The 21,943-nt window shown below is 42.3% G+C and carries 18 protein-coding genes; 11 read left to right on the plus strand and 7 right to left on the minus strand.

Going from position 1 to position 21,943, the window contains the following annotated elements; all coding sequences use genetic code 11:
- Positions 1–154 precede the first annotated feature (154 nt).
- Both G500_RS0103995 and G500_RS0104000 read left to right on the plus strand, forming a co-directional pair.
- A complete protein-coding gene (locus tag G500_RS0103995; RefSeq protein ID WP_027001656.1) occupies positions 155–1,447 on the plus strand; it encodes an adenylosuccinate synthase in 1,293 nt (430 codons plus the stop codon).
- Positions 1,448–1,519: 72 nt separating this feature from the next.
- Complete coding sequence (locus G500_RS0104000; RefSeq protein ID WP_027001657.1) at positions 1,520–2,035, plus strand: hypothetical protein; 516 nt, start codon at positions 1,520–1,522, stop codon at positions 2,033–2,035.
- Positions 2,036–2,348: 313 nt separating this feature from the next.
- Here G500_RS0104000 and G500_RS0104005 read toward each other — a convergent pair whose 3' ends face one another.
- From G500_RS0104005 to G500_RS0104030, 6 genes are all read right to left on the minus strand, one after another.
- Complete coding sequence (locus G500_RS0104005) at positions 2,349–2,858, minus strand: hypothetical protein (RefSeq protein ID WP_027001658.1); 510 nt, start codon at positions 2,856–2,858, stop codon at positions 2,349–2,351.
- A gap of 649 nt (positions 2,859–3,507) precedes the next feature.
- A complete protein-coding gene (locus G500_RS0104010; RefSeq protein WP_027001659.1) occupies positions 3,508–5,244 on the minus strand; it encodes a phospho-sugar mutase in 1,737 nt (578 codons plus the stop codon).
- A 31-nt stretch (positions 5,245–5,275) separates the two neighbouring features.
- Positions 5,276–6,652: a tetratricopeptide repeat protein gene (locus G500_RS0104015; protein ID WP_154657004.1), complete on the minus strand. Its 1,377-nt coding sequence runs from the start codon at positions 6,650–6,652 to the stop codon at positions 5,276–5,278.
- A 291-nt stretch (positions 6,653–6,943) separates the two neighbouring features.
- Entirely contained in the window at positions 6,944–7,354 is a 411-nt protein-coding gene (locus G500_RS0104020) for a hypothetical protein (RefSeq protein WP_027001661.1), read from the minus strand.
- A 265-nt stretch (positions 7,355–7,619) separates the two neighbouring features.
- Positions 7,620–8,624 (minus strand): HAEPLYID family protein, encoded by a 1,005-nt coding sequence (locus tag G500_RS22245; protein WP_051203267.1) that lies wholly within the window; start codon positions 8,622–8,624, stop codon positions 7,620–7,622.
- A 37-nt stretch (positions 8,625–8,661) separates the two neighbouring features.
- Positions 8,662–9,114: a hypothetical protein gene (locus G500_RS0104030; protein ID WP_154657005.1), complete on the minus strand. Its 453-nt coding sequence runs from the start codon at positions 9,112–9,114 to the stop codon at positions 8,662–8,664.
- Between the two features lie 146 nt (positions 9,115–9,260).
- Between G500_RS0104030 and G500_RS22250 the strand changes: the two genes are divergently transcribed.
- The 5 genes from G500_RS22250 (at position 9,261) to G500_RS0104070 (ending at position 14,315) form a co-directional block, all read left to right on the plus strand.
- Entirely contained in the window at positions 9,261–10,079 is an 819-nt protein-coding gene (locus G500_RS22250) for a CPBP family intramembrane glutamic endopeptidase (protein ID WP_051203268.1), read from the plus strand.
- 265 nt (positions 10,080–10,344) lie between these two features.
- Entirely contained in the window at positions 10,345–11,421 is a 1,077-nt protein-coding gene (prfA, locus tag G500_RS0104045; protein WP_027001664.1) for a peptide chain release factor 1, read from the plus strand.
- A 131-nt stretch (positions 11,422–11,552) separates the two neighbouring features.
- Positions 11,553–12,116: a hypothetical protein gene (locus G500_RS22255; protein WP_086047802.1), complete on the plus strand. Its 564-nt coding sequence runs from the start codon at positions 11,553–11,555 to the stop codon at positions 12,114–12,116.
- 96 nt (positions 12,117–12,212) lie between these two features.
- The gene (locus G500_RS0104060) at positions 12,213–13,055 is read left to right on the plus strand and encodes a transglutaminase-like domain-containing protein (protein ID WP_086047803.1); all 843 of its coding nucleotides are present in this window, start codon (positions 12,213–12,215) and stop codon (positions 13,053–13,055) included.
- Positions 13,056–13,406: 351 nt separating this feature from the next.
- Positions 13,407–14,315: a geranylgeranylglycerol-phosphate geranylgeranyltransferase gene (locus G500_RS0104070; RefSeq protein ID WP_027001666.1), complete on the plus strand. Its 909-nt coding sequence runs from the start codon at positions 13,407–13,409 to the stop codon at positions 14,313–14,315.
- A 140-nt stretch (positions 14,316–14,455) separates the two neighbouring features.
- On the opposite strand, the gene G500_RS24800 is transcribed toward G500_RS0104070, so the two are convergent.
- Entirely contained in the window at positions 14,456–16,114 is a 1,659-nt protein-coding gene (locus G500_RS24800) for an adenylate/guanylate cyclase domain-containing protein (protein WP_051203269.1), read from the minus strand.
- Between the two features lie 336 nt (positions 16,115–16,450).
- On the opposite strand from G500_RS24800, the gene G500_RS22265 reads away from it, so the two are divergent.
- The 4 genes from G500_RS22265 to G500_RS0104130 all read left to right on the plus strand — a co-directional run bounded on the left by G500_RS22265 (position 16,451) and on the right by G500_RS0104130 (position 21,829).
- Entirely contained in the window at positions 16,451–17,281 is an 831-nt protein-coding gene (locus tag G500_RS22265) for a lysophospholipid acyltransferase family protein (protein ID WP_051203270.1), read from the plus strand.
- Positions 17,282–18,111: 830 nt separating this feature from the next.
- Positions 18,112–18,624, plus strand: a complete 513-nt coding sequence (locus tag G500_RS22270; RefSeq protein WP_051203271.1) for a TlpA family protein disulfide reductase — start codon at positions 18,112–18,114, stop codon at positions 18,622–18,624.
- A gap of 430 nt (positions 18,625–19,054) precedes the next feature.
- The gene (locus G500_RS0104110) at positions 19,055–20,212 is read left to right on the plus strand and encodes a tetratricopeptide repeat protein (protein ID WP_027001667.1); all 1,158 of its coding nucleotides are present in this window, start codon (positions 19,055–19,057) and stop codon (positions 20,210–20,212) included.
- A 486-nt stretch (positions 20,213–20,698) separates the two neighbouring features.
- Positions 20,699–21,829, plus strand: coding sequence for a methylmalonyl-CoA mutase family protein (locus tag G500_RS0104130; RefSeq protein ID WP_027001668.1), 1,131 nt, complete (start codon positions 20,699–20,701; stop codon positions 21,827–21,829).
- Positions 21,830–21,943 lie beyond the last annotated feature (114 nt).

The raw sequence follows: 21,943 nt of genomic DNA on the forward strand, positions 1-21,943 counted from the left end.
GACAAAAGACGCGCTTTTTCACAAAAAAAACAAATCTTAATTTTTTGCCTCCAAGATTATTGCCCTACATTTTCGACTATGCCCAAAAAGCCTTACCTTTGGTCGTGTTTTGAAAAAATAGCACCGCAAACTGATAAAAAAAACAAACTTTAAAATGGATATTCTCTTAGGCTTGCAATGGGGCGACGAAGGCAAAGGCAAAGTCGTAGATTTCTTAGCTCCACAATATGAAGTAGTGGCACGCTTTCAAGGCGGTCCCAATGCAGGGCATACCTTAGTCTTTGACGCAGTCAAGCACGTTTTGCACCAAATTCCTTCAGGCATTTTCCGCCCCCAGACGCAAAATGTTATCGGCAATGGCGTTATCATCGACCCTATTGTAATGAAAAAAGAGATAGAAAAACTATTGGCACAAGGCATCGAGGTACGCCAAAATCTCTATTTCTCTAAGAAAGCGCATCTGATTCTGCCCACACACCGCCTTTTAGACGCTGCCCAAGAAACGGCAAAAGGCGTGCAGAAAATCGGCTCTACCCTAAAAGGTATCAGCCCGACCTATCAGGATAAAATCGGCAGAAACGGACTTCGCATAGGCGATATTTTATTGCCCAACTTCAAGCAATTATACCAAGAAAAAAAGGCACAGCACCTCAAAATCCTGACCGAATTTTATCAGCACGACCTTAGCAGTTTGGAAAGTGAGGAGCAGGCTTTCTTTGAGGCACTCGATTTTTTAAAGACCTTTCAGTTGGTAGATAGCGAATATTTGCTCTTTGAAGCACAAAAAAACAAAAAGCGAATCTTAGCCGAAGGCGCACAAGGAACGCTACTTGATATAGATTTTGGCTCCTACCCCTTCGTAACCAGCTCTAATACAACGGCTTCGGGCGCGTGTTCAGGCTTGGGCGTAGCACCGCGCCACATCGAGGAAGTCTTTGGTATCTTCAAAGCCTACTGCACGCGCGTGGGAAGCGGTCCTTTCCCAACGGAATTAGACGACGAAGTAGGCGAAGCCATCAGAGAAAAAGGGCAAGAATTTGGCGCAACCACAGGCAGAAAACGCCGTTGTGGGTGGCTCGACCTACCTGCCTTGCTCTATGCTATCCAACTCAATGGCGTTACACAACTGCTCATGATGAAAGCCGACGTACTTTCGGGCTTCGAGCAAATCAAAATTTGCACCCATTACCAACTGCCCGACGGCACAAAGACGCAGGAAGTTCCTTACGATTTGGTGCAAACGCCTGTAAGCCCTCAATACCAAACTTTTGAAGGTTGGGGCGAGCTACACGCCGATAAAATTCAACATTTCGACGATTTGCCAAAAACCTTACAAGCCTATATTCGCTTTATTGAGGAGGCGACGCAAACGCCGATAACCTTAGTTTCCTATGGTGCAAAAAGAACCGATACCCTATTGCGCCAAAAACTCGCCGAAACGGTTTAAGACTCACCCCAAAACCCTAAGCCTCTTGCTCAATCATTTGAAGAAACTTAGGGTTTGAAAATTCCCAAAAAAATGAAAATCGTAAAATACTTCTGGATATTTTCTATGGTAGCTTTTATGGCTACATTGCTCTACTGTTATGTGTCTTATGATACGCCTATTTTCGTTTTCAAGGAATCGCCCGAAGCCCTGCCCTATGCCCTTGAAAAGTCGAATTTCTTTTATGCAGGTTTGGGCGCAATCCTAACCTCAAATATTCTGACTTTACTACTTAGCAACCTGCTCCCACGCCTACGTCCGCCCTTTTTGCCACTGCCTGCCGCTTCCTTTTGGGCGCAAAATTCATACACGCGGCAGCGCATGACCGAATACCTCGAAGGTTGGACAAAAGGAATTGGCATTTTTTTGAATTTGATTCTTATTTTAGCCGTTCTTCATATCATTACCCTCAACGATGCTGCCTTTTCGGTAGAAACGCAAAATTGGCTCTTTGGCATCTTTGCCCTTCTTCTTTTTTGGATAGGCTTGTTTTTCTATCTTTTTATCGGAACGAAAAAAGAAATTGCTGAAATGATAGAAATTAAGTAGAAATAAAAAATCCGTGTTAGCTGCACCCGAAAATGCACCCCAAACCCCAGTAATGTTAAGTTCTGTAAAAAGCCTTGTTTTATCAAATTTGATACGAAATAAAATTTGGACTGAACCCTATTTTTGGGTCTGAAAGCCCTTTTTTATTTCAATCTCACTTCGGACAAGGCAATGCCTTGTCCCTACATTTGAATCTGATTTTTAGAATTTAACATTACTGGGGCAGGGTGGGGGTTCAGGAAACTTATTCCAAGCACAGCTAACACGGATTTGGCACGTCTTGCCTGTAGATTTTTATTTTTTGCCTTCCTTTTTATTTTTTGCGATAAGTCTGCACCGAACCTACACTGCTTTGTGCATTTATCAAGACCAACGTTTTTTCACAAACTTGTAGGAAGTATGATTCCAATAAGGCATTGTTTTGGTCGTAAAACGTGATGAGTAGCTCCACTTCGGTATTTTTCGTAATTTCATAACGCAGCGTTTGTAGGGTTGCATTATCGACCCTTTTTTCGACTACATTGCCGATTTTGAAGTCGAGGAAGCGATTTTCAAAGGTGTTTTGTGGATTTTCTACCACATCATCGCCATTTCTGCTTTCGGTGATGGTATTGACCCATTCCCAAGAGCCAAGCAAATCTACATTGGCAGAGCTAATTTCAGTGGCAGGCGAGGTGCAGGGAAAGACGATGTCGAAATCTTCATCAGCATTGTCCTCTTTATTACACGCCACCAAAAAAAGACTGGTGCTTAGGCAGAAAAAAGCTGCCCACGAAAAAAGGCTTGTGCCTGTTTTGATAATTTTTTTCAGATTTTTTTTCATGATTTTTCAATTTTTGTTAGAAACGAAATAAAGTTTGGGCTGAACGCTTTTTTTAGGTCTGAAAACTCTTTTTTATTTCAATCTCACGACAGACAAGGCAGTGCCTTGTCCCTACATTTGCATTTGATTTTTAGAGTTTAACATCACTACATGGTAGCGCGAAGCTCCAGCTTCGCACGTTTTTGAAAGCAATGCGAAACTCCTTTGTAGCGCAGTAATGTTAAGTTCTGTGAAAGAACTCGTCTTGTGAAATTAGAAACGAAATAAAATTTGGCATGAGTCCCTTTTTTATTTCAATCTCACGACAGACAAGGCAGTGCCTTGTCCCTACATTTGCATTTGATTTTTAGAGTTTAACATCACTACATGGTAGCGCGAAGCTCCAGCTTCGCACGTTTTTGAAAGCAATGCGAAACTCCTTTGTAGCGCAGTAATGTTAAGTTCTGTGAAAGAACTCGTCTTGTGAAATTAGAAACGAAATAAAATTTGGCATGAGTCCCTTTTTTATTTCAATCTCACGACAGACAAGGCAATGCCTTGTCCCTACATTCGCATTTGATTTTTAGAGTTTAAAATCACTGGGGTAGGGGTTTAGTAGGTTTGCCCCCCCTTTTTTGACTTTCTGACCACACTGCAACAACGACTTTTTCTACCCAACTAACTCCTTTTTCATGCCTTCTAAACGCGCCTTTAAATCGGCTTCTACCTTAGCGTAGTCTTCCTTTTTTGAAAGAGGCAAGACGGCACTAAAATAAAATTTGATTTTAGGCTCTGTACCCGAAGGGCGCATCGAAACCTTGTCGCCTGTTTCGGTAATGAGCTGTAAGACATCAGAAAGGGGAAAACCTATGAGAGGCTGCTCCACTTTTTCGCCGCTTGCCGTAAGGCGTTGCGTTTTTTGGGTCTGAAAATCGCGAATCTCTACTACCTTCGCACCTGCTAAGGTGCTTGGCGGTGTTTTTCTAAAATCTGCCATCATTTTTTTGATAGCCTCGTTTCCTTCTTTTCCTTTTTTGGTGATAGAAAGCAAACTTTCCAAAAAGAAACCCTGCTTTTGATAGATTTCTAAAAGCAAATCCCAAAGGCTGCGCCCCTCTTTTTGCAGGTCTGCCGCCATTAGTGCAATGGCAGCACAAGCCATTACGCCGTCTTTATCGCGCACTTTATCGCCAATCAGGTAGCCATAACTTTCCTCACCCCCGATGACAAACTGTTTCTCTTTTTCTAAATTACGAATCAGAGCCGCAATATGTTTGAATCCTGTGAGCGTTTCTAAGCACTCTACCCCTTCGGCAGTGGCAATGCGCTCAATCAAGTCGGAAGTTACGATAGTCTTGATAACTAAGGCGTTAGGGGGGAGTTGGTTTAATTTTTTGCTTTTTTTGAGCCAATAATAAGTTAGCAAAGCCCCTGTTTGGTTGCCATTGAGCAGAACAAGCTCTTGGGCTGCATTTCGCACCGCAATACCCACGCGGTCGGCATCGGGGTCATTTGCCAGCACCAAGTCGGCTTGTAGAGCTTGCGCCTTTTCCAATGCCATCGTGAGGGCTTCGCCTTCTTCGGGATTTGGCGATTTGACGGTAGGGAAGTCGCCGTCGGGGATAGCCTGCGCCTCTACGATATGGACGTTTTCAAAACCTGCCCTTTCCAAAATTTGGGGAACAAGGGTAATTCCTGTGCCATGCAGGGAGGAATACACGATAGAAAGGGGGTGCTTTTCGCCTGCCGTTTCTATCGGAAAAAGAGCTGCCATTGCATCAAGATAGGCATTTTCTACTCTACCTGCGCTAAGAATTTCTATCAAATCGGGCTTGCCTTCAAATAAAATCTGACCATAATCGCGCTGAATCGCCTCCACTTCCGCCATAATATTGACATCGTGCGGCTCTACAACCTGTCCGCCATCTTGCCAATAGGCTTTGTAGCCATTGTATTCGGGCGGATTGTGCGAAGCCGTCAAGACAACTCCACTCTGACAACCCAAATAACGAATCGCAAAAGAGAGCAGCGGAGTAGGGCGCAATTCTGAAAAGAGAAAAACTTTGATACCATTTGCCGAAAAAATATCTGCCACCAGTTGGGCAAAGTCCTTAGAAGAATGGCGATTATCGTAGGCAATCGCGACAGAAATGGGCTGCAAAGGAAAGGATTTTTTCAAATAATTTGCCAAACCCTGTGTGGCTGCCCCTACGGTGTAGCGGTTCATGCGATTTGTACCCACGCCGACAACGCCGCGCAAGCCCCCTGTGCCAAATTCTAAATGTTGATAGAAGGCATCGATTTTTTCGCTCTCACTCAAAGCGTCTATGGCTTGGCGCAAGGCAGGAGCTAAGTTGCGCCACTCGTTTATTTTCTGTGTAATATCGGTAGAAAGGGTGTTTTGCATACGTAAAAAAAGAATAGCATTGGGTTAAAAACTACATCAGCGCGTTCCCTGCCAAAGGGCTATCGGTTTTGTAGTGTAGGCGTAGAGGGCGCAAATCTTGCATGCCGCCCTTTAAAAAGGCTTTATGTGTTTGATAAAATTGCAAATTTTTGTAGAAGCTATCGGGTAGCCACAAGCCTTTGTTGGTCTTGGCTAATTCCTGCGCAATGAGATGGGCAGGACGCTCATCTTTGGGAGCGGCTTCCAAATTTTTCGTTTCGGGGTTGAAAAGATAGCCCTCACCCTGCCAAGGGAAAGAATAAAACTGACTGATATGCCCTACAATATCGGGCTGATTTGTCGTTTCATCAAACCAACTCTGGTGATAGGCAAATAGCACTTGATTTTTTTTGATGGTAGAAAGTTCGGGATAATTATTAAAAAAGGTACTTTCGCTCCCTACCACAAGGGCATATTCGGTATCTAAGGCGATGTCTTTTTCAGAAAGATAGGGCAGCGCAAGCATCTTAGCGATTGCCATGCCAAGTATTTCAGAATTTCTATCGGAAAGCCCAATAACCACTTTGAAAAAATCTTCCTCCGTTTCGCCTTGTCGGTAGATTTTGGCAAGAAAGCGTTTGAGCTTGGCAAGGGTTAGTTCTACGGTATCTTTGCTTTCCCAAAGATGCACAAAACGCCCTGCGGCTAATTCTTCTTCTTGCTGCGTTTCATCTAAAAAATTGAGAATCGCTGCGCCATATTGGATAAAATGCCAATCGCGAATGTGTGGGGCAGGTGCGCCCTGCTGGGCGACGGCTTCAAAGCGATTGAGCATCTCCTCTAACGAGGTGAGGGCGTATTCGCGTATGGTGGCATCTTCACTTTCGGCATAGCGTTGTAAAATACCGCTGGTTTTGGCGTGTTCTATCCAAGTCCTGATTTCGAGCGGATTTTGATTTTGGAAGGCAAAAAGAAGGCTACAATAGTGATATTGATAAATAAACCAAAATGAATTTTTTTCCGTTTTCAGATAAGGTTCTAAAACTTGTAAGGATTTTTCTATCTGAAAAGTAGCGGTTAGGGCTAAGGATAGCTCTAAGGCAGTGGCGGCACGCGGATAAAGGGCAAGGGCATGCTCTAAAAAAGGAACAGCCAAACGAAACTGTCCTGCCCCTACTAAATCATAGCCCAAACGAAAAAAGACGGTATCGTTCTCGAAATCTTTGAGGGCTTCATCAAAGAGGTCAGCACAGTGGGGCAAATTCGAGTGGGCAAAGAGGCGTGCTGCTAATTGGTAGAGCGGTCGGTAAGCGATGTCGGTTTCGAACGCAATTTGTAAAAGGCGGTAGGCTTGCTGTGCGTCTTGGTCGTCGAAGGCGGCTTGGGCAGCCAAATAATGTTCGTGCGCAAGCGAGGGAGTATGGGACATTTTTTGTTTTTTTAGCCAAAAGGATAGAAAAGCAAAATACGTCATTTTTCGTTAAAAAAGCTACAAAAAAGGCAGGAAATCCCATTTTTTTCTTCTTCTGACCAATCGAAAAAAAAGAACCCTTTTGGCAGAGTGCTTGCCGCAAGGGTATCTTCCCGTTATCAGTAAAGAAAGGCAAACTTTATTTGGCTTTGTTTTTGAGGAACAGAACCTTTAAAGAATAAAGACTTTCTTTGCCGCAAACCATTTACAAAAAATAGCGCATCTTTTCTGCCACAAAGGGCAGCCTGCTTATCGCTTGATGTTCATGATTTTTTCTTGTAAAGCCGTAACGTCGGCATCTGTACCGTTTTTGCTACGCTTTACGTTCATTGCCTCGATGTAGGCTTCGATGGCTTTTTCGGGTAAGTTCATGGCTGCATAGTAGTCGCCGCGCACTTCCAAATTGTAGGGGTTGGCTTGGATAGCGATAGATTTTTCTAACCAGTCGTGTGCTTCCTTCATATTCACGCCTTTGCGGATACACTTAGCGGCACTTTCGGCATAAGTTTTCCAATCATCGGGAGCAGCGGCAGCAACGGCAGAGCGAGCTTTTTCAGTGGTTTTGTCAGAAGGCAAGTTGGCGTAAGTGCTATTAGTAGCAGCAATTACAAAGAAAGCAACGAAAAATGACTTGGCGAGGGCTAAAACAAAAGTTTTCATAATCGAGAAGAATTTAAGAAATTGAAAAGGTTTGGAGATAAAGATTTGTTGTCGTAAAGACACAAGCTATATTGCCAAACGCCTGCCAAATTCGATATGCCAACATAAGTCGCTCATTTTCAGCAAGTTATAATTTTGTAGGCGTGCCATTTTTAAAAAAAAATGTCCGATAGCGGACAAACTTGTTTCACTATCGGACAAAAGCCCTTTGAGGGTTTTAAAACCTAAAAGTCTTGAAGTCTTTTGGCTTTTTTAAAACAAAAACTTAGTGGGCGGTTTGCCTTTTCATACGCGCCGCAGAAAGGTGCGTAACGTGCCTATGAGAGGGTTCATAGATAATCCGCACAAAACTGCTAAGGCGTTCCTGCTGGCGGTTTAGCGGGATTCCTCCTACAATACCTATCATTAAATTATCCGCCAAACTCACGCGCATCTGCGGACGCAAAACCGTATGCCAACCCTTATTCTGACGCAACTGGTTGATTTCCAAACCAATAAAATTGCGCGTACCCGAAATCATGTAATGAAGGCTCAAATTGTTTTCAAAGGCAGTATTCCAAATTTTGCCCTCTGAATCGGGCTTAAAGTGGCGCACGAAACGCCCACCTGTGTAGAGAAGCGTGTGAAAATTTGTACCCCACCTTTTCGCTGCTACCAAAAAAGGGTTGAACAAATTGCCTTGAAAATTTCTTTGAAGCGACAATTTAGGCAAATCGTAGAGTTCCAACTCATTGATATACCCCAAAGCCAGCGTTGTTTTATTTTTTTCGGAAACCCAAAAAGACCATTGCGCCGCCAATTTTAACCCTTCTATGCGATTCGCAGGGCGAGAGGGCGCATTTAGGTCTTGCCCGTTTTGGTTGTAAGAGTTAAAATAAAACGTCAGAGGGACTTCTATTTCTAAGCCCAAACGGTCTATGGGCGCAAATTCATATTCTACCAGAAAACTGTACTTGTCGTAATGCTGTAAATCGGTAATGCCGCCGCCAATATTCCACTCTCTTTCGCCCTTTCGCGCACCTAAATCGCGTATCAGGTCGATGTAAAGCGGCTCGGCGTGTAGCACTTTATCTTTTTGTTTCGAATCCTGCACCTCTACAATGTAAAGGCTGTCTAACACTTGCGCCACACTGTCGGTAGCATTTGTGCTTGTTTCAAAAGGGTCTTGTGCCTGCAAACGATTTGCGCCTAAAAAAGCAAAGAGCAGGAAAAGGAAGGGCAGCAACTTAGAACGCCCTTTTTGGAGGAGGGTTTGATTTTTAAATTCCATCTTGTTTTTTATTTTTTGATTGAAAAAAGTTATTTATTCAAATCAAAAAATCAGGTGGTGGCGCAAGTGTATCAAAAAAAATTCGCACCAATTTTTGAGTAGGCGCAGGATTAAATAAAACAGAGGGAAAATAAAAGGGGAAAAGTATCTTTTTATGATAAGCATTAAAAAACAAATCTACTTTTTTCAGTAAATTACTATCCGTATCGCTGCCATCATTTTCGTCAAAATCTTGAAAAATGCTGCTATCATTGCACCAAGACTCAATCATTAGCTCTGCCAAACTTTCCGTTTCGTCTTCGGTGCTGTATTTGCTACCGATAGTTTCTACTACAATATATTTATTTTTTTGTACTTTTTTGTAAACCTTTTTTTGCTGAAACGTAGAATAAGTAGGCATATCTAAGCTGTAATTGAAGATATGCAGTGCCAATAGGAAAGCCAATAATCGTGTGCCTTGAAAAAAGGGCTGCCTTGATGTCCGCTTCACAAAGTTGTAAAGGTTCGTTTTGTTGTTATTTCGAGCGTCTTGCTCAAATTTTATACCAAGCCGAATGATTTTATTTGGCGATAGTTTGCTCTTTTCGTGTTTTTAGGCTAATTTTGAAAAGTGTCCACATTTTTTTATCTTTTTGTATGAAGCCAAACACTGCCCCTTCTTCCCCGCTTATTTCATTTTGTGTTCTTATTACCTTTCTAACCGTTTTTTACCTTTGGAAAGAAATAGTTGCTTTTTTTGCTATTAGCATTCCCAGCGGTCAGTCGCGCGTTTATATGGTCTATGGGCTTTGGTTTATTCCGCCTCTGCTTGTGATGGGCTTTTTGTTCGGATTTAAAAATCTTTTTGTAGAAGTGGGCGTAAGGGCAAAGGGGAACGAAGGCAAAGAAGAAGGTTTTGTTTCTAACTTTTTAATTGCTATTTTTTTCGCACTTTTTTGTACGCTGCCCATGTTGGTTAGTTCGGCAGTTTTAGGGCGTTTCGATGGCGAATTTTCTTGGCAGGGACTCTTTTTCAAAACCTTAGGAGCAGCTCTAAGTGAGGAATTTCTCTTTCGCAGTTTTCTTTTTGGGGTCTTGTTTCGCAGGGCAAAATGGGGTTTTATCCCTGCCGCACTCTTAGGAGCGGTCATTTTCGGCATAGCGCACCTCTATCAGGGCAGCACTTGGGGCGAACTGTTGGGAATTTTTCTGGTTACGGCGATGGGAGCAGGCTGGTTTGCTTGGCTTTTTGTAGAATGGCGGTACAATTTATGGATACCTATTTTTTTTCATACATTTATGAATCTTTCTTGGGTACTCTTTGAAGTCAGTCCTAACGCCTTAGGAGGCGGCGCAAGCAATATTTTTAGAGGCATTACCATTGCCCTTAGCATCATACTCACCATTCACTACCGCAGAAAAATCAGAAAAGAGGCATTGACACTTAAAAAATCAAGTCTTTTTTGGCAAATTTAACATTATATTTATTCAAATCATTTTTAAATATTTTAGACAACACATTTTTATAATTGTCGGGTCTAACAATTTTTTGTAGCCAAACCAAACTTGCCCTATTTAAAAGTGCGGTTGAAAAAGGTTCGTATCAAGACAACAGCCGCATATTAGATTGGCATTGGCACAAAAAAAAGCGCGTAATTCTACCTTTTTTCCTATCTTTGCGTTTCTTTTTTGCATACCTTGTCCTTACCCTTGACCCTATTAGCCTGAATTAGTTTAGCTTATGATAGATAAATTGCGAGAAATAAAGAAACGCTATGAGGCGGTTCGCGATGAACTGGCAGAGCCAGAAGTCATGTCGGACATGAAAGCCTTTGCCAAATTGAGCAAAGAATACAAAGACTTGGAAAAAATCGTAGTCAAGTATGACGCTTACGATTTGGCACTTTCCAACTTGGAAAATGCCAAAGCTATCCTACAAACTGAAAAAGACCCCGAATTTCGCGACCTGACCAAAGCCGAAATTAGCGAATTAGAGCCTCAAATTGAAACCTTAGAAGAGGAACTCAAAACGCTACTCATTCCCAAAGACCCCAACGACGACAAAAACGCATTGCTCGAAATTCGCGGCGGTACGGGAGGCGACGAAGCCGCCATCTTTGCAGGCGACTTGTATCGCATGTATCAGCGTTTTGCCGAAAAAATAGGGTGGAAGTTTGAAGTCATGTCGGCTACCGAAGGGACGGCAGGCGGCTACAAAGAGATTATCGTCAGCATCGAAGGCGAAGAAGTTTATGCCAAACTCAAATTTGAATCGGGCGTACATCGCGTACAGCGCGTACCCGATACAGAAACGCAGGGCAGAGTGCATACCTCGGCAGCCACTGTTGCCGTTCTGCCCGAAGATGAAGATGTGGAGGTCGAACTCAATATGTCCGACATCAAAAAAGACACCTTTCGCGCCTCTGGTGCAGGTGGGCAGCACGTCAATAAGACCGAATCTGCCATTCGCCTAACGCACCTACCCACAGGCGTAGTGGTAGAATGTCAGGCAGAACGCTCGCAAATCAAAAACTATGAACGCGCCTTAAAGGTGCTAAAAGCGAGGCTTTACGATTTGGAGCTGCAAAAAAAGCAAGCCGAAACCAGCGCAGCCCGCAAATCTTTGGTGAGAAGTGGCGACCGTTCCGAAAAAATTAGAACCTACAACTATCCACAAGGGCGCGTAACCGACCACCGCATCAATTTCAGCGTCTTCAATCTGCCTATGGTCATGAACGGCGAAATTGAGGAATTTATAGAAAAATTGCGTATCGCCGAAAACGCCGAAAAAATGGCAAATAGCGTCAAGACAGACTAATAAAATGCCCCGAAGCCGCTTGCTGCTACCAAGTCAAATAGGCAGGCACAAGCGGCGGAGGAAAGGCAACCCTACCCCTTGCATTTGCGTCTTTCCTTCAACTTTGCCCTCACCTACTCTTCCCATTCCAAATGGACGACTCGCTAAAACGCGGACACGTTTTTGAGAAAGAACAACAAAAACTCAAAAACTTCAAGAAATTATTGCACCAAGAACCTGATTTAAAAACTTTACAGGAAGAGTACGCTATACTTTTAGAAAATTACGAACTGTTATTGAACGAAAGTAAGCTCATTACCTCAGTAAGCGACCGCCTGCAAAATAAACTCAACCGCGCCAACGAACAAATTACCGAACAAAATGAACGCCTACAACAGACCATCGACCTGCTCACACAGGCGCGTATTGGCAGAAAGGCGACCACTCTTGTTATTTTTATCGGAATCGCCTTATTTTTTCTTTCCGAAGGACTTATCGAGCCGCGAATTGAGGAGTTTGTAGAAAATGATACCTTAGTGGGCTTGCTTTTAAAGGGAATTATTGCTATTTTGCTCAAACCGATGGAAGTATTGGTAGAAAAACAGATGTTGAAACGCGCACTTTTAAACAACGAGCAAAAAACCGAAAGCCGCCTCAAAGTCAAGACCTTATTAGGGACTTTTCTTAAAAAAAACAACCCCAACGCTGAAAAATAAAGCCGCTTGGGTTCGGTTTTATCGCAGATAGTTTCATCTTTGCCTTACGATTTACTTATCCTTAATTATTAGTCTGACTATTTACTGCAATCTTGTATGATGAATCCCCAAAAATTTAATGCCCTGCTGCTCCTTTTAGACGATACCGACCAAGAAGTGCGCCTACAAGTGGAACAAGAACTTTTACAAGAAGGTGATAGAATTGTATCTTGGTTAGAAAATGCAAAAAAAGAGGCTGCCTACGCCTATTTAGTCCCTACTTTGGAAGCCTTTATCGAGCGCGTCAAAAAAAATAACCTCATTGCCGAACTGCAAGAATGGCACACACAAGAGCCGCAGGATTTGCTCCGCGCCTTCTGGATTTTGAATAAAATTGTAGAACCCGAATTAGATTACGACTATTTTATTTTACATATCGATAAATTAGCCCAAACAGTTGCCCAAACTGCTACCCCTGCCCTGCCCATGCAAGAACTTTTAAGGCGGCTTAACTACGTATTTTTCGAAACCTTAGGCTTCAAACCCGACATCGATAGCTTTCATAGCCCCCAAAATTCATTTCTGCTTTCGGTGATAGAAAGGCGCAAAGGCAATCCCATTAGTCTTTCTATCTTGTATATGATTTTAGGTAGAAAAATAGGATTACCGCTTTATGGTGTGAATTTACCCAACATTTTTGTCCTAACTTATTTAGATACACAGCAACAGTTTTTTATCAATCCCTTCAACTATGGAAGCATTTTTCAAAAAAGCGACATCGAAGAATACGTCCGCACGCTCAAACTCCCGATGCTCGACATCTTTCACCTGCCCTGCGACCACGTCCAGATTATCCGCCGCGTCTTGCGAAACCTTATCGTTGCCTTTGAAGAGGAGAAACAAAGCCAGACCGTAGAAAAATTACAAGCCCTTTTAGAGGTCTTAGAAGAAGAAAATTAGGGTTGTTCCAAAATAAAATCAGAGCCAAATGAGAGCCAAAAGAAAACCAAATGGCAATTTTTCCCTTTTGGGTTCAAAAAATCGTGCTTTCTACCCCATTTCTTTTACTTTTTTTTGAAAAAAAGCGGATAAGGCTTGCATGCTATCATTTTTTTTCTGTATATTTGAAGTCAGAAGTAAGAGCTACTTTGTAGTTTGAACTTCTGAGCTTTTTCATAGCTGGTTGAAAGACCTTGTGGGGAGAGCCTTGCTCTCCTCTCAAGTTTTTAAGCCTAAAAGATAAACTTTTTAAACTATTTTCGCCCTTCAATAACACAACTAATCGCGCCCATTTCCGCGCCTCTCGCCTCGATGTCATTGCCAAAGCCGCCCTTAGCGCAAGCGCAACCCCTCCCCTGCTTCGTTTCCAAAATACCCCTTTTGTTTGCCCTTTCGCGCCCCCATAATTGGGCGTTGATGCTGCTTTTGGAAGGACTAACTTATTTGCATCTGACCACCCAAAAAGGCATCAATTCGCATTTTTCGCCTTTCCAAATCTTAGTGCTTCTTTTTACGATTACTTTTTTGGTAGCCGCCGCAGGCTATTGGCTCAATGATTGGAAAGACCAACCTATTGACGCAAAAAACCGTCCCGACCGTTTTCTAAAAGTGCAAAAAGTAGGGATAAATACCTTAGTATCAGCCGCTTGGCTTTTCAATTTTCTGGCACTTATTTTGGCTCTTTGTCTGAACCTGCCTACTTTTTTATTGGTCTTGGGCTTAGAAATTTTGCTTTTTTTCTATGCACAAAAGGCTAAGAAAATAGCTTGGGTAGGCAATCTTATAATTGCACTTTGCAGCACTGCGCCCCTGCTTTTACTAACTTTGAATTTTAAAGTACATTCTTTTCTTTGGTTAGGATTGTATGCCTATTTTGCTTTTTTGGTTTCGCTTTTGCGCGAAATTGTAAAAGATGTAGAAGATATAGAAGGCGATTTGGCAGGCGATTGTCAAACTTTGCCGATACAGTATGGCGAAGATTTTACAAAGAGAACGCTCCTGACTTTGCTTGTTTTTTTAGATTTTAGTCTGGCTTTATTTTCATTTTGGTTTAAAAATGCACTATTATACGGACTTTCCCTGCTTGTCCTTATCGCAAGTATGGGTTTTATCCATTTGATTACAAAGGCAACGGACAAAAAAGACTATCAAAAAATAAGTTTTTATTTAAAAATATTGATGCTGCTCGGCACGTGTTTTTTGCTTTTTTTGGAAAAATAAAGCACCAAATACGCGAATCTGACCCAATGAGGTCGAGTGTTATAGCTGACTCAAACCCTAAGTGTCTTACAGATACTTAGGGTTTTCTTGTGCTTATTTTCAGACAAGGCAATGCCTTGTCCCTACATTTTACAACTCCTTTATTTCTCTGCCTCCACAAAGTACATATCTATATCGCCCTTGTTTTTAGCCGCAATTTTGCCGCGATGGGTGCAGATAAAATGGTCTTTGACTAATTCGTAGGTAGCTCCCGAAATATTGACCTTTCCTATTTCGCCGCTGCTTTCCATACGCGAAGCGGTATTGACGGTATCGCCCCAAATGTCGTATGCAAACTTATAGTTTCCAACCACGCCTGCCACCACTGCCCCCGTATGGATTCCCAAACGAAGCTCGAAGATGGGTTCGTTGTTGGCAATTTTTTTGGCTTTCCATTCGCGCATAAAGGCTTGCATTGCCAAACCTGCCCGCACTGCATCGAGGGCGTTGGTCTGATTGGGAATTGGCACACCTGCGGCACACATGTAGGCATCACCGATAGTTTTAATCTTTTCGAGGTTGTACTGCTGACAAATTTCATCGAAGGCTTTAAAACATTCGTTTAATTCCTGAATGATAGCCTGTGGCGAAAGTTGTTCCGATATTTGGGTAAAGCCCTTAAAATCAGTAAATAAGACCGAAACTTGGGTATAGTTTTTAGGCTTGGCTTCGCCATTTTCTTTTAACTCTTGCGCCGTTTCTTCGGGCAAAATGTTGAGCAAAAGCGCATCAGATTTCTTGCGCTCGGCTTCTATTTCTATATTTTTCTGCGCCAGACGTTGTGCCGACTTGCGCTTATTGACATAGGCAACCACCGCCAAGACAAAGACCGCCAAAACACTTAACGACACAAAAAAGAGCGTCTGCCTTTCCGCTTCATATTTTTTGGCTAAAGCATCTTTTTCTTTGTTTTTCAAATCGGCAATTTCGAGGCTATCCTGTTGGAGTTTGATGCTATCATTTTTAACGCGAATGGCTAATGCCTGCAACGCCGTATCGCGCACTAATTGTCGTTTCTGCACACGCAAAATCTCTACCTCGCGCTCCGAAAGCAGGGATTCATCGATGAGAGCTTCCGATTCTATCTTTGCCTTATTTTTATTTTTTTTCTCCTCTTGGTCTGCCAAAGAACTTTCCAATAAGCCGTCATACAATTTCACGCGCTCGGCATCTCCGCGTTTGGAATAGCCTTCTATCAGAATTTTATAGAAATTTTCGCGCTCATTTTTAGAAAGTTGGTAGGCTTGTTCGTTTGCTAAGAGCTTTTCTATCGCATCAATGGCATAGAAATAGTCGCGCATTTCGTGTGAAATCTTGGCTTGTTTTCTAAAAATGATACCCTCGCGCTCACTGCTGCCTGCAAGTTGATACAGGTCTAAAGCACTTTGGTAGGATTCCTTTTTTTTGCTGTAATATTTTAAGGTAGGATAAGTATCCGCCAATTTTTCGTAACTGCGCCCTTCTAAAAATTTATCCCCTTTGCGCTGGGCATTGATGATGGCACGCCTATAAAAACTTTCTACTAAGCCGCTTCCCTCCAAAGTGCGATAACTTTCAGCAATTTCCCAACAGTAGCGTACTGCCTGCTCGTAGTCTTTATTTTTTTCAGCCTTCAAACGCTTTTTGTTTAGGTCGGCAATTTTGCGGATAACAAGACGACGGTCGGGCTTTTGCCCATCAGAGGCAAGTGGGAAAAAGAGCAACAGAAGCAAGAAGAAAGCCGCCGTCGCCTGCGGTGAAATTCGTTTTAAAAAGGTCATATATTTTAAGGTAGGATTCAGTTCTTATGGTCATAGAAGCCTGCAAGGTTTTGGCACAAACACCAAACGCTTCGAAGGCGTTACAAGATACAGTTTTTTGCATAAAGGCACAAATTTGTTTGGTTTTAGGCGCAAAAAAAATCGTTTTTGTCTTTTCTGCGTTAGGGTAATTGCATAAGAGAATGAATTTTGTTGTAGCTTTGCAGGGTTTTTCTTTTCTCTGATAGGCTTATGGTTCAACAAAATAGGAAAAGTATCTGGCAGAAAATATCCTTATTTGTTTTTTGTGCTTTTTCTTTTTTCTAAAACACAACTTCAAACTAAACAATAATCGCCATGTTTCAAGAAAAAGTATCCGCCTTCAAAGCAGAAATGAGCCACTATTGGGAGCAGCACCGCCCCTCGCCTGCCCTGACGCGCCCCCTAACCGAACTCATTTGGCGCATCTACGCACTGTGGGCATTTCTGATGTTTTTTAGTTTTATGCTTCTTTGTCTGCCCTTTATCATTATCCCGATTGCGATAGAGGAGCGGCGTGGTGGCGTGTTTGCCTTCTACTTTATGCGCCTTTGGGGTTACGGTTTCTGTGCCTTGAGTGGCATTTTTTTCAAAATTCGTGGCAAATCTTACCTCAAAAAAGAGGAAACTTACATCTTTGTAGGCAACCACAATTCATTTATGGATTCGCCTGCTATCACAGTGGCAATACCCAAACAGTTTCGTCCGCTGGGGAAAATTGAAATTTTGAAAATGCCCGTTTTTGGTTTTATTTTTAAATATATTGGCATTACAGTAGATAGAAGTAGCCTGCGAAGCCGTTTGCACAGCCTCCAACAAATCAAAAAGAAATTGCAGAAGGGTATTCACGTACTTATCTTTCCCGAAGGCACGATGAACAACAGTGAACACCCTTTGCTGCGCTTTCAAGACGGAGCTTTTCTTTTGGCAATAGAAACACAAAGACCCATTGCGCCTATGGTCATCAAAAATACGCGCCAGATGCTGCCCAAAAACAGTTGGCGTTTGAAACCGAATTGGATAGAAGTAGAATTTTTGCCTCCCATTTCTACGCAAGGACTTAGCAATAGCGACCTGCCCGCCCTGAAAGAGCAGGTATTCAAACAAATGTTGGCACATTTAGAAGGGACACAAAAAGATTTGCTTTAAGTCTAAAAATATAAACAATAGAAAAGGATAGAAAAACTAAACGCTCTTTCTTTGTAGAGGGCGTTGTTACAACAGTCAGAAGGTCAAAAAACGGGGTTTTGTGCTTCGCGCAAACCTACTGAACCCCCACCCTGCCCTCCCCCCATAGGGGAGGGTTCGAAAACCAAATCATTTTTTTGCATAAATGCAAAAAAATGATACCGCATAAAAGCCCCGCCCTATGGGGCAGTAATGTTAAATTCTAAAAATCAGGTTCAAATGTAGGGACAAGGCATTGCCTTGCCCTATGCCCCAAACCCTAAGGGTCTTGAAGACCCTTAGGGTTTAAGTCCAAATTTTATTTTGTGTCAAATTTGATAAAACAAGTTTTTTTACAGAACTTAACATTACTGGGGTTTGGGGTGGGGTGTATTTAAGGCTTTTATCGTTGTAACAACGCCTTTGTAGGCACACAAAGAAAGGGCGTTTTTGTGTCTTACTACCCCAAAATCGCTTTGAAAAACGACAGATGTAATAAAAAAATCGAAATTTCACTTTTTTGAGTTTGTAAAAACAATACCTTTGCGGCTTATTCTTTCATTTGGGCAGGCATTTGGGCAGGCTTTATGGCAGTGCCAAACATACAAGATTGAAACTTCCGCCTTTTAAAATACAACTAAGATTGAAAATATTTGATAAAAGACGAAGCCTATTATTTTGATAGGATTTTAAAATATTTTCGAAATATTTTCGTGCTTCTTTCATTGTCCTGTCCCTGCTTCTTGTTTTATTTCACTTCTTGTCTTATTTCTCTTTCCTACTAACGTGATGCGAGGAGCATCATCAAAATAATGAAAATTTCGTTCATTGTATTGCCTATTATGGCGATTGCCTTGCTTGTTTTCGGCTTTATGCACTGGAAAGAAAGCGAGCTTAGTCAGGTAAAAAATCAAAGTCCCGCACCCGATTTCCGCCTTCCCTCTTCGGAAGAAGGCAAGACTATCGCCCTAAGCGATTTGAAAGGCAAATGGGTTTTATTAGATTTTTGGGCATCTTGGGATACGCCAAGCCGCGCCGAAAACGCCAAAAAAGTAGCGTTGCACCAAAAAATAAAGGCAAAAAATATCGCCTTTTTATCAGTATCCTTAGATAAGTCTGCCGTAAAATGGCGCGAAGCTATCCTAACAGACCAGTTGGATTGGTTGCACGCCACCGACCTAAAAGGTTGGGACAATGCCGCCGTATTGGGCTATGGCGTAGATGAAATTCCTTACTTTTTGCTCATCAATCCCGAAGGCGAAGTAATGCTACAAGGCGACGATTTGGAGGTGATGCAAAGCAAAATTTTGGAACTTGTCAAATAAGGGCAAGGCAGGCTCATCAATTTCCTCTTTTTTTTGAAAAGCGAAGCGGCAAAATCCGCGCTCGCTTTTTTCTTTTTTAGGAAAAAGCAATCGTCTTTTTTTACTTTTTTCAGAACCTTTTTTGTTAGATAAAGTTGTTTAATCGCATTTTAACGGAACAGAGAGAGCTTGCGTTGGTTTTTTACGCAAAAAAAAGTGTGTAAGGCGAAAGGCTTATGCTTTTTTCGATAAAATTTGCATAAATTTGGCAAGGGAAAGGGAGTCTTTCCCTTTTGACAAGAAGGCAAGCCCTTTTTTGTGGTCTTGTTCTTGCAAGTAAAAATATGCACAGGGCTTAGAAACTCACAAACCTAATTTGCATTTTCGTTATCTTTTCTATACAACTTGTTTCACACCTTTTTTATCACTATCCCCAAAAGTAGAAGCACTTATGAAATACGCTTTTCTTCTATGCTACACCTTCGCCAGCCTCTTGCTTTTTCCTTTTTCGCTTTTGGCACAAGGCAAAACCATTCAAAATCCCTTAGTTTCGAAAACCAATAGCGAGCATTTGGTGGTGCAAAGCGTCGAATTGCTGCCCGAAGCGACGCATATTAGCTTCGAATTTAGCTGCTTCGAGGGTTTGGAATACACCTTACACCAGCCCAACACCTATCAAGCCTTCAAAATCATCTATCAGGGCAAGCCCTATGCACTCAAAGGGGCTACCGACAAGGAATCGCCCTTTGGCACTATCAAGTGCGAGATGATGAGCGTGCGCTATTTTACACTTGCCTTCGAACCTCTACCCCTTGATGCCGACATCATCAGCCTACAAGAAGGCGAACGCTACGACGACGAAATCTTTTTCGAAAAAGTGGTATTGAGCAGTTTAGACGAGGTCATGAGCAAGGCAAAGGCAGGCAATTTGCCCTACCTGCGCTTATTAGGCGAACACTATGAGCGTGAGTACGACTACGAAAAAGCGCAAGAATACTATCAAAATTATACTGATGGTACAATCAAAAGCGACGGACTTAATTCGGCTGCTCATTTAGATGGCGTTAATTTGATGATTCAACTTAGTTTGAAGTTGGGAAATTATACCGAAGCCGAAGAATTGGCACTCCAAACGATTGAAGCCGCAGGCGAAGGCGTAGCCGCTGCCAGCATTACGGCAACGTTGGGTGATGTCTATCAAATTTTGGGCAGACATACAGAGGCAGTGGATACCTATTTGAAGTACATGAAGATGGTAGAAAACGACGAGCAACTCCGCACTGCCAATCAATCTACGGTCTTCAACTTGATAATGTACTCTTATAGCCAATTAGAAGAACAAGACAGCACCATTCCGCCTTTGGCGATAGGCTCTTCGGTTAGTCCTAAGAAAAATGACAAGAAAACCGCTGAAATTCGCCTCTATGCAGCAGGTGCTACCGAAGTACAAATCTCCAACAGTGCCGAAATGAAAGCCGATAAGTGGGAAGTCTATGATGTTCTAAGCACCTTTGAGCGTCCCTTAGACGGCAAGGAACTGCACGTACAGTTTCGCACCAAGCGCGACGAAAAGGAATACTATTCCGAAAAAATCAAGGTTAAATTGTAGGAATTGAATTTGTAGGACAAACAAATTCCTATTTTTGAAAGAAGACCCTAAGAGAAAAACTCACTTAGGGTCTTTTTTATGAGGTCTTTTTAGTGAAGCCTTTTTTATGAACTTGCCGACCTCTGACGGGCGAAATGATTGAAAAAAGATAAGATACTTCAAAAAAATACGCTTTTAAGCCCAAATCTAACACTGTTTTCAAAAGAAAATTTTGTAGCCGCAGGCGAGCGAGATGCGTTTTAAAAGCCATAACACACTCATTTTCAATAACTTATCGCCTTTTCTTAAAAAAACAAAAGCCCTGCCTGCTTCTTTTTTTGGTAAAAATTGCCCAAAAACTAACAAATGAGGTGCAAAAGTCAAGATATACTATTTTAACCCGAAGTTCTTTCGTAACTTTGCATCATAAAACGTCCCCCCTTCTTTCAAACGAAAACTCCCCCCTTTCGTTTTTTTCATTCTTGGCTTAGAATTTTTAATTTTGATATGGATACAAACGGCATTTTTTCAGACTTTGCCCCTACGGACAAAAAAACTTGGCGTGCGCTTGCAGAAAAAGAACTCAAAAATCTTTCCTATCAAGAGCTTTTAACTTGGGAAATCGTCCCGAAAGTGGAAATAGAAGCCTATTACGACCGCACTACCACAAAATTTAGCCCCAACCCCTACTATGCTGCCGCCCCCGAACAAGGGAAGGCACGCCATTGGCAGAATCTGCCCTATTTGGAAGTAGGCGACCCCGTTGCAGCCAACAAAGAAGCCCTTTCCCAACTCAATAGTGGGGCAGATGGTATTTTGTTCGGAATTTCACTACCCTCTGTTTCGGTTTCATTCTTTGAAAGCCTATTAGAAAATATTTTATTGCCTTATTGCCAAATTAGTTTTGTTTTAGAAAATAATTTGGATAAAAAAGACTTTTTAGAAGCATACGCCACCTACTTGCACCAGAGCCAAGATGCCGAAACATTGCCCCAAATTGTAGGCTTTTGCAAGGCAGCAGGCGAAGAAGCCAATTTAGACAGTTCCCTAAGCCGCAATATTTTTGCAAAAATGCCTCATTTTCAGTGTTTTATGATAGAAATTGAGGAAACGCAAGCGTGGAATGTAGCCCTTGCTAAGGCTCTGAAAAAATATACGCAACTTTTGCAAGTGCTTGAAAAAGAACCGTTTTCTTTCACACAGGTAGGTTTTTCTTTGCCACAAATAGACAATTACTTTTTGGCGATAGCCATTCAGATGAGCCTACGCAAATTAGCCGCCTTTATTGCCGCTCAAACAAGCGCGAAGCCATTGGCAGAAGTGGCAAAAGCCATTCGAATCCATACCTACACACGCCTCTGGGCGCAAGAAGCGGATACGCACACCAATTTGATACGCAACACGACGCAAGCCATGTCTGCCATCTTGGGCGGTTGCGACTCGCTTTCAGTCTTGCCCTTTGCCCCACCTACCCCTGCGGGACACGCCTTAGCGCAACGCATGGCGCGAAATGTGTCGCTAATTCTAACCGAAGAAGCCTATTTTGACAAAGTCAATGCGCCCTTAGCAGGGAGCTACTTTGTAGAAACCCTGACCCAAAAACTAAGTGAAGACGTATGGGCGCAATTTCAGTCCTGACGTTATCTTGGTTTAAAATTTCAAATTTTTGTAGAAGTTTGGAAAAGCATAGCGATTATGAATCGTTTGCAAAACAGCGTGTAGTTTTTTTGTAAATAGTTGGAAAGATTTGTA

It is taken from the genome of Hugenholtzia roseola DSM 9546 (assembly GCF_000422585.1).
Classification (GTDB): domain Bacteria; phylum Bacteroidota; class Bacteroidia; order Cytophagales; family Bernardetiaceae; genus Hugenholtzia; species Hugenholtzia roseola.

Coding starts and splice junctions, on each gene's coding strand:
- G500_RS0103995 (WP_027001656.1), top strand. CDS start 155: ATGGATATTCTCTTAGGCTTGCAATGGGGCGACGAAGGCAAAGGCAAA.
- G500_RS0104000 (WP_027001657.1), top strand. CDS start 1,520: ATGAAAATCGTAAAATACTTCTGGATATTTTCTATGGTAGCTTTTATG.
- G500_RS0104005 (WP_027001658.1), bottom strand. CDS start 2,858: ATGAAAAAAAATCTGAAAAAAATTATCAAAACAGGCACAAGCCTTTTT.
- G500_RS0104010 (WP_027001659.1), bottom strand. CDS start 5,244: ATGCAAAACACCCTTTCTACCGATATTACACAGAAAATAAACGAGTGG.
- G500_RS0104015 (WP_154657004.1), bottom strand. CDS start 6,652: ATGTCCCATACTCCCTCGCTTGCGCACGAACATTATTTGGCTGCCCAA.
- G500_RS0104020 (WP_027001661.1), bottom strand. CDS start 7,354: ATGAAAACTTTTGTTTTAGCCCTCGCCAAGTCATTTTTCGTTGCTTTC.
- G500_RS22245 (WP_051203267.1), bottom strand. CDS start 8,624: ATGGAATTTAAAAATCAAACCCTCCTCCAAAAAGGGCGTTCTAAGTTG.
- G500_RS22250 (WP_051203268.1), top strand. CDS start 9,261: ATGAAGCCAAACACTGCCCCTTCTTCCCCGCTTATTTCATTTTGTGTT.
- prfA (WP_027001664.1), top strand. CDS start 10,345: ATGATAGATAAATTGCGAGAAATAAAGAAACGCTATGAGGCGGTTCGC.
- G500_RS22255 (WP_086047802.1), top strand. CDS start 11,553: ATGGACGACTCGCTAAAACGCGGACACGTTTTTGAGAAAGAACAACAA.
- G500_RS0104060 (WP_086047803.1), top strand. CDS start 12,213: ATGATGAATCCCCAAAAATTTAATGCCCTGCTGCTCCTTTTAGACGAT.
- G500_RS0104070 (WP_027001666.1), top strand. CDS start 13,407: ATGTCATTGCCAAAGCCGCCCTTAGCGCAAGCGCAACCCCTCCCCTGC.
- G500_RS24800 (WP_051203269.1), bottom strand. CDS start 16,114: ATGACCTTTTTAAAACGAATTTCACCGCAGGCGACGGCGGCTTTCTTC.
- G500_RS22265 (WP_051203270.1), top strand. CDS start 16,451: ATGTTTCAAGAAAAAGTATCCGCCTTCAAAGCAGAAATGAGCCACTAT.
- G500_RS22270 (WP_051203271.1), top strand. CDS start 18,112: ATGAAAATTTCGTTCATTGTATTGCCTATTATGGCGATTGCCTTGCTT.
- G500_RS0104110 (WP_027001667.1), top strand. CDS start 19,055: ATGAAATACGCTTTTCTTCTATGCTACACCTTCGCCAGCCTCTTGCTT.
- G500_RS0104130 (WP_027001668.1), top strand. CDS start 20,699: ATGGATACAAACGGCATTTTTTCAGACTTTGCCCCTACGGACAAAAAA.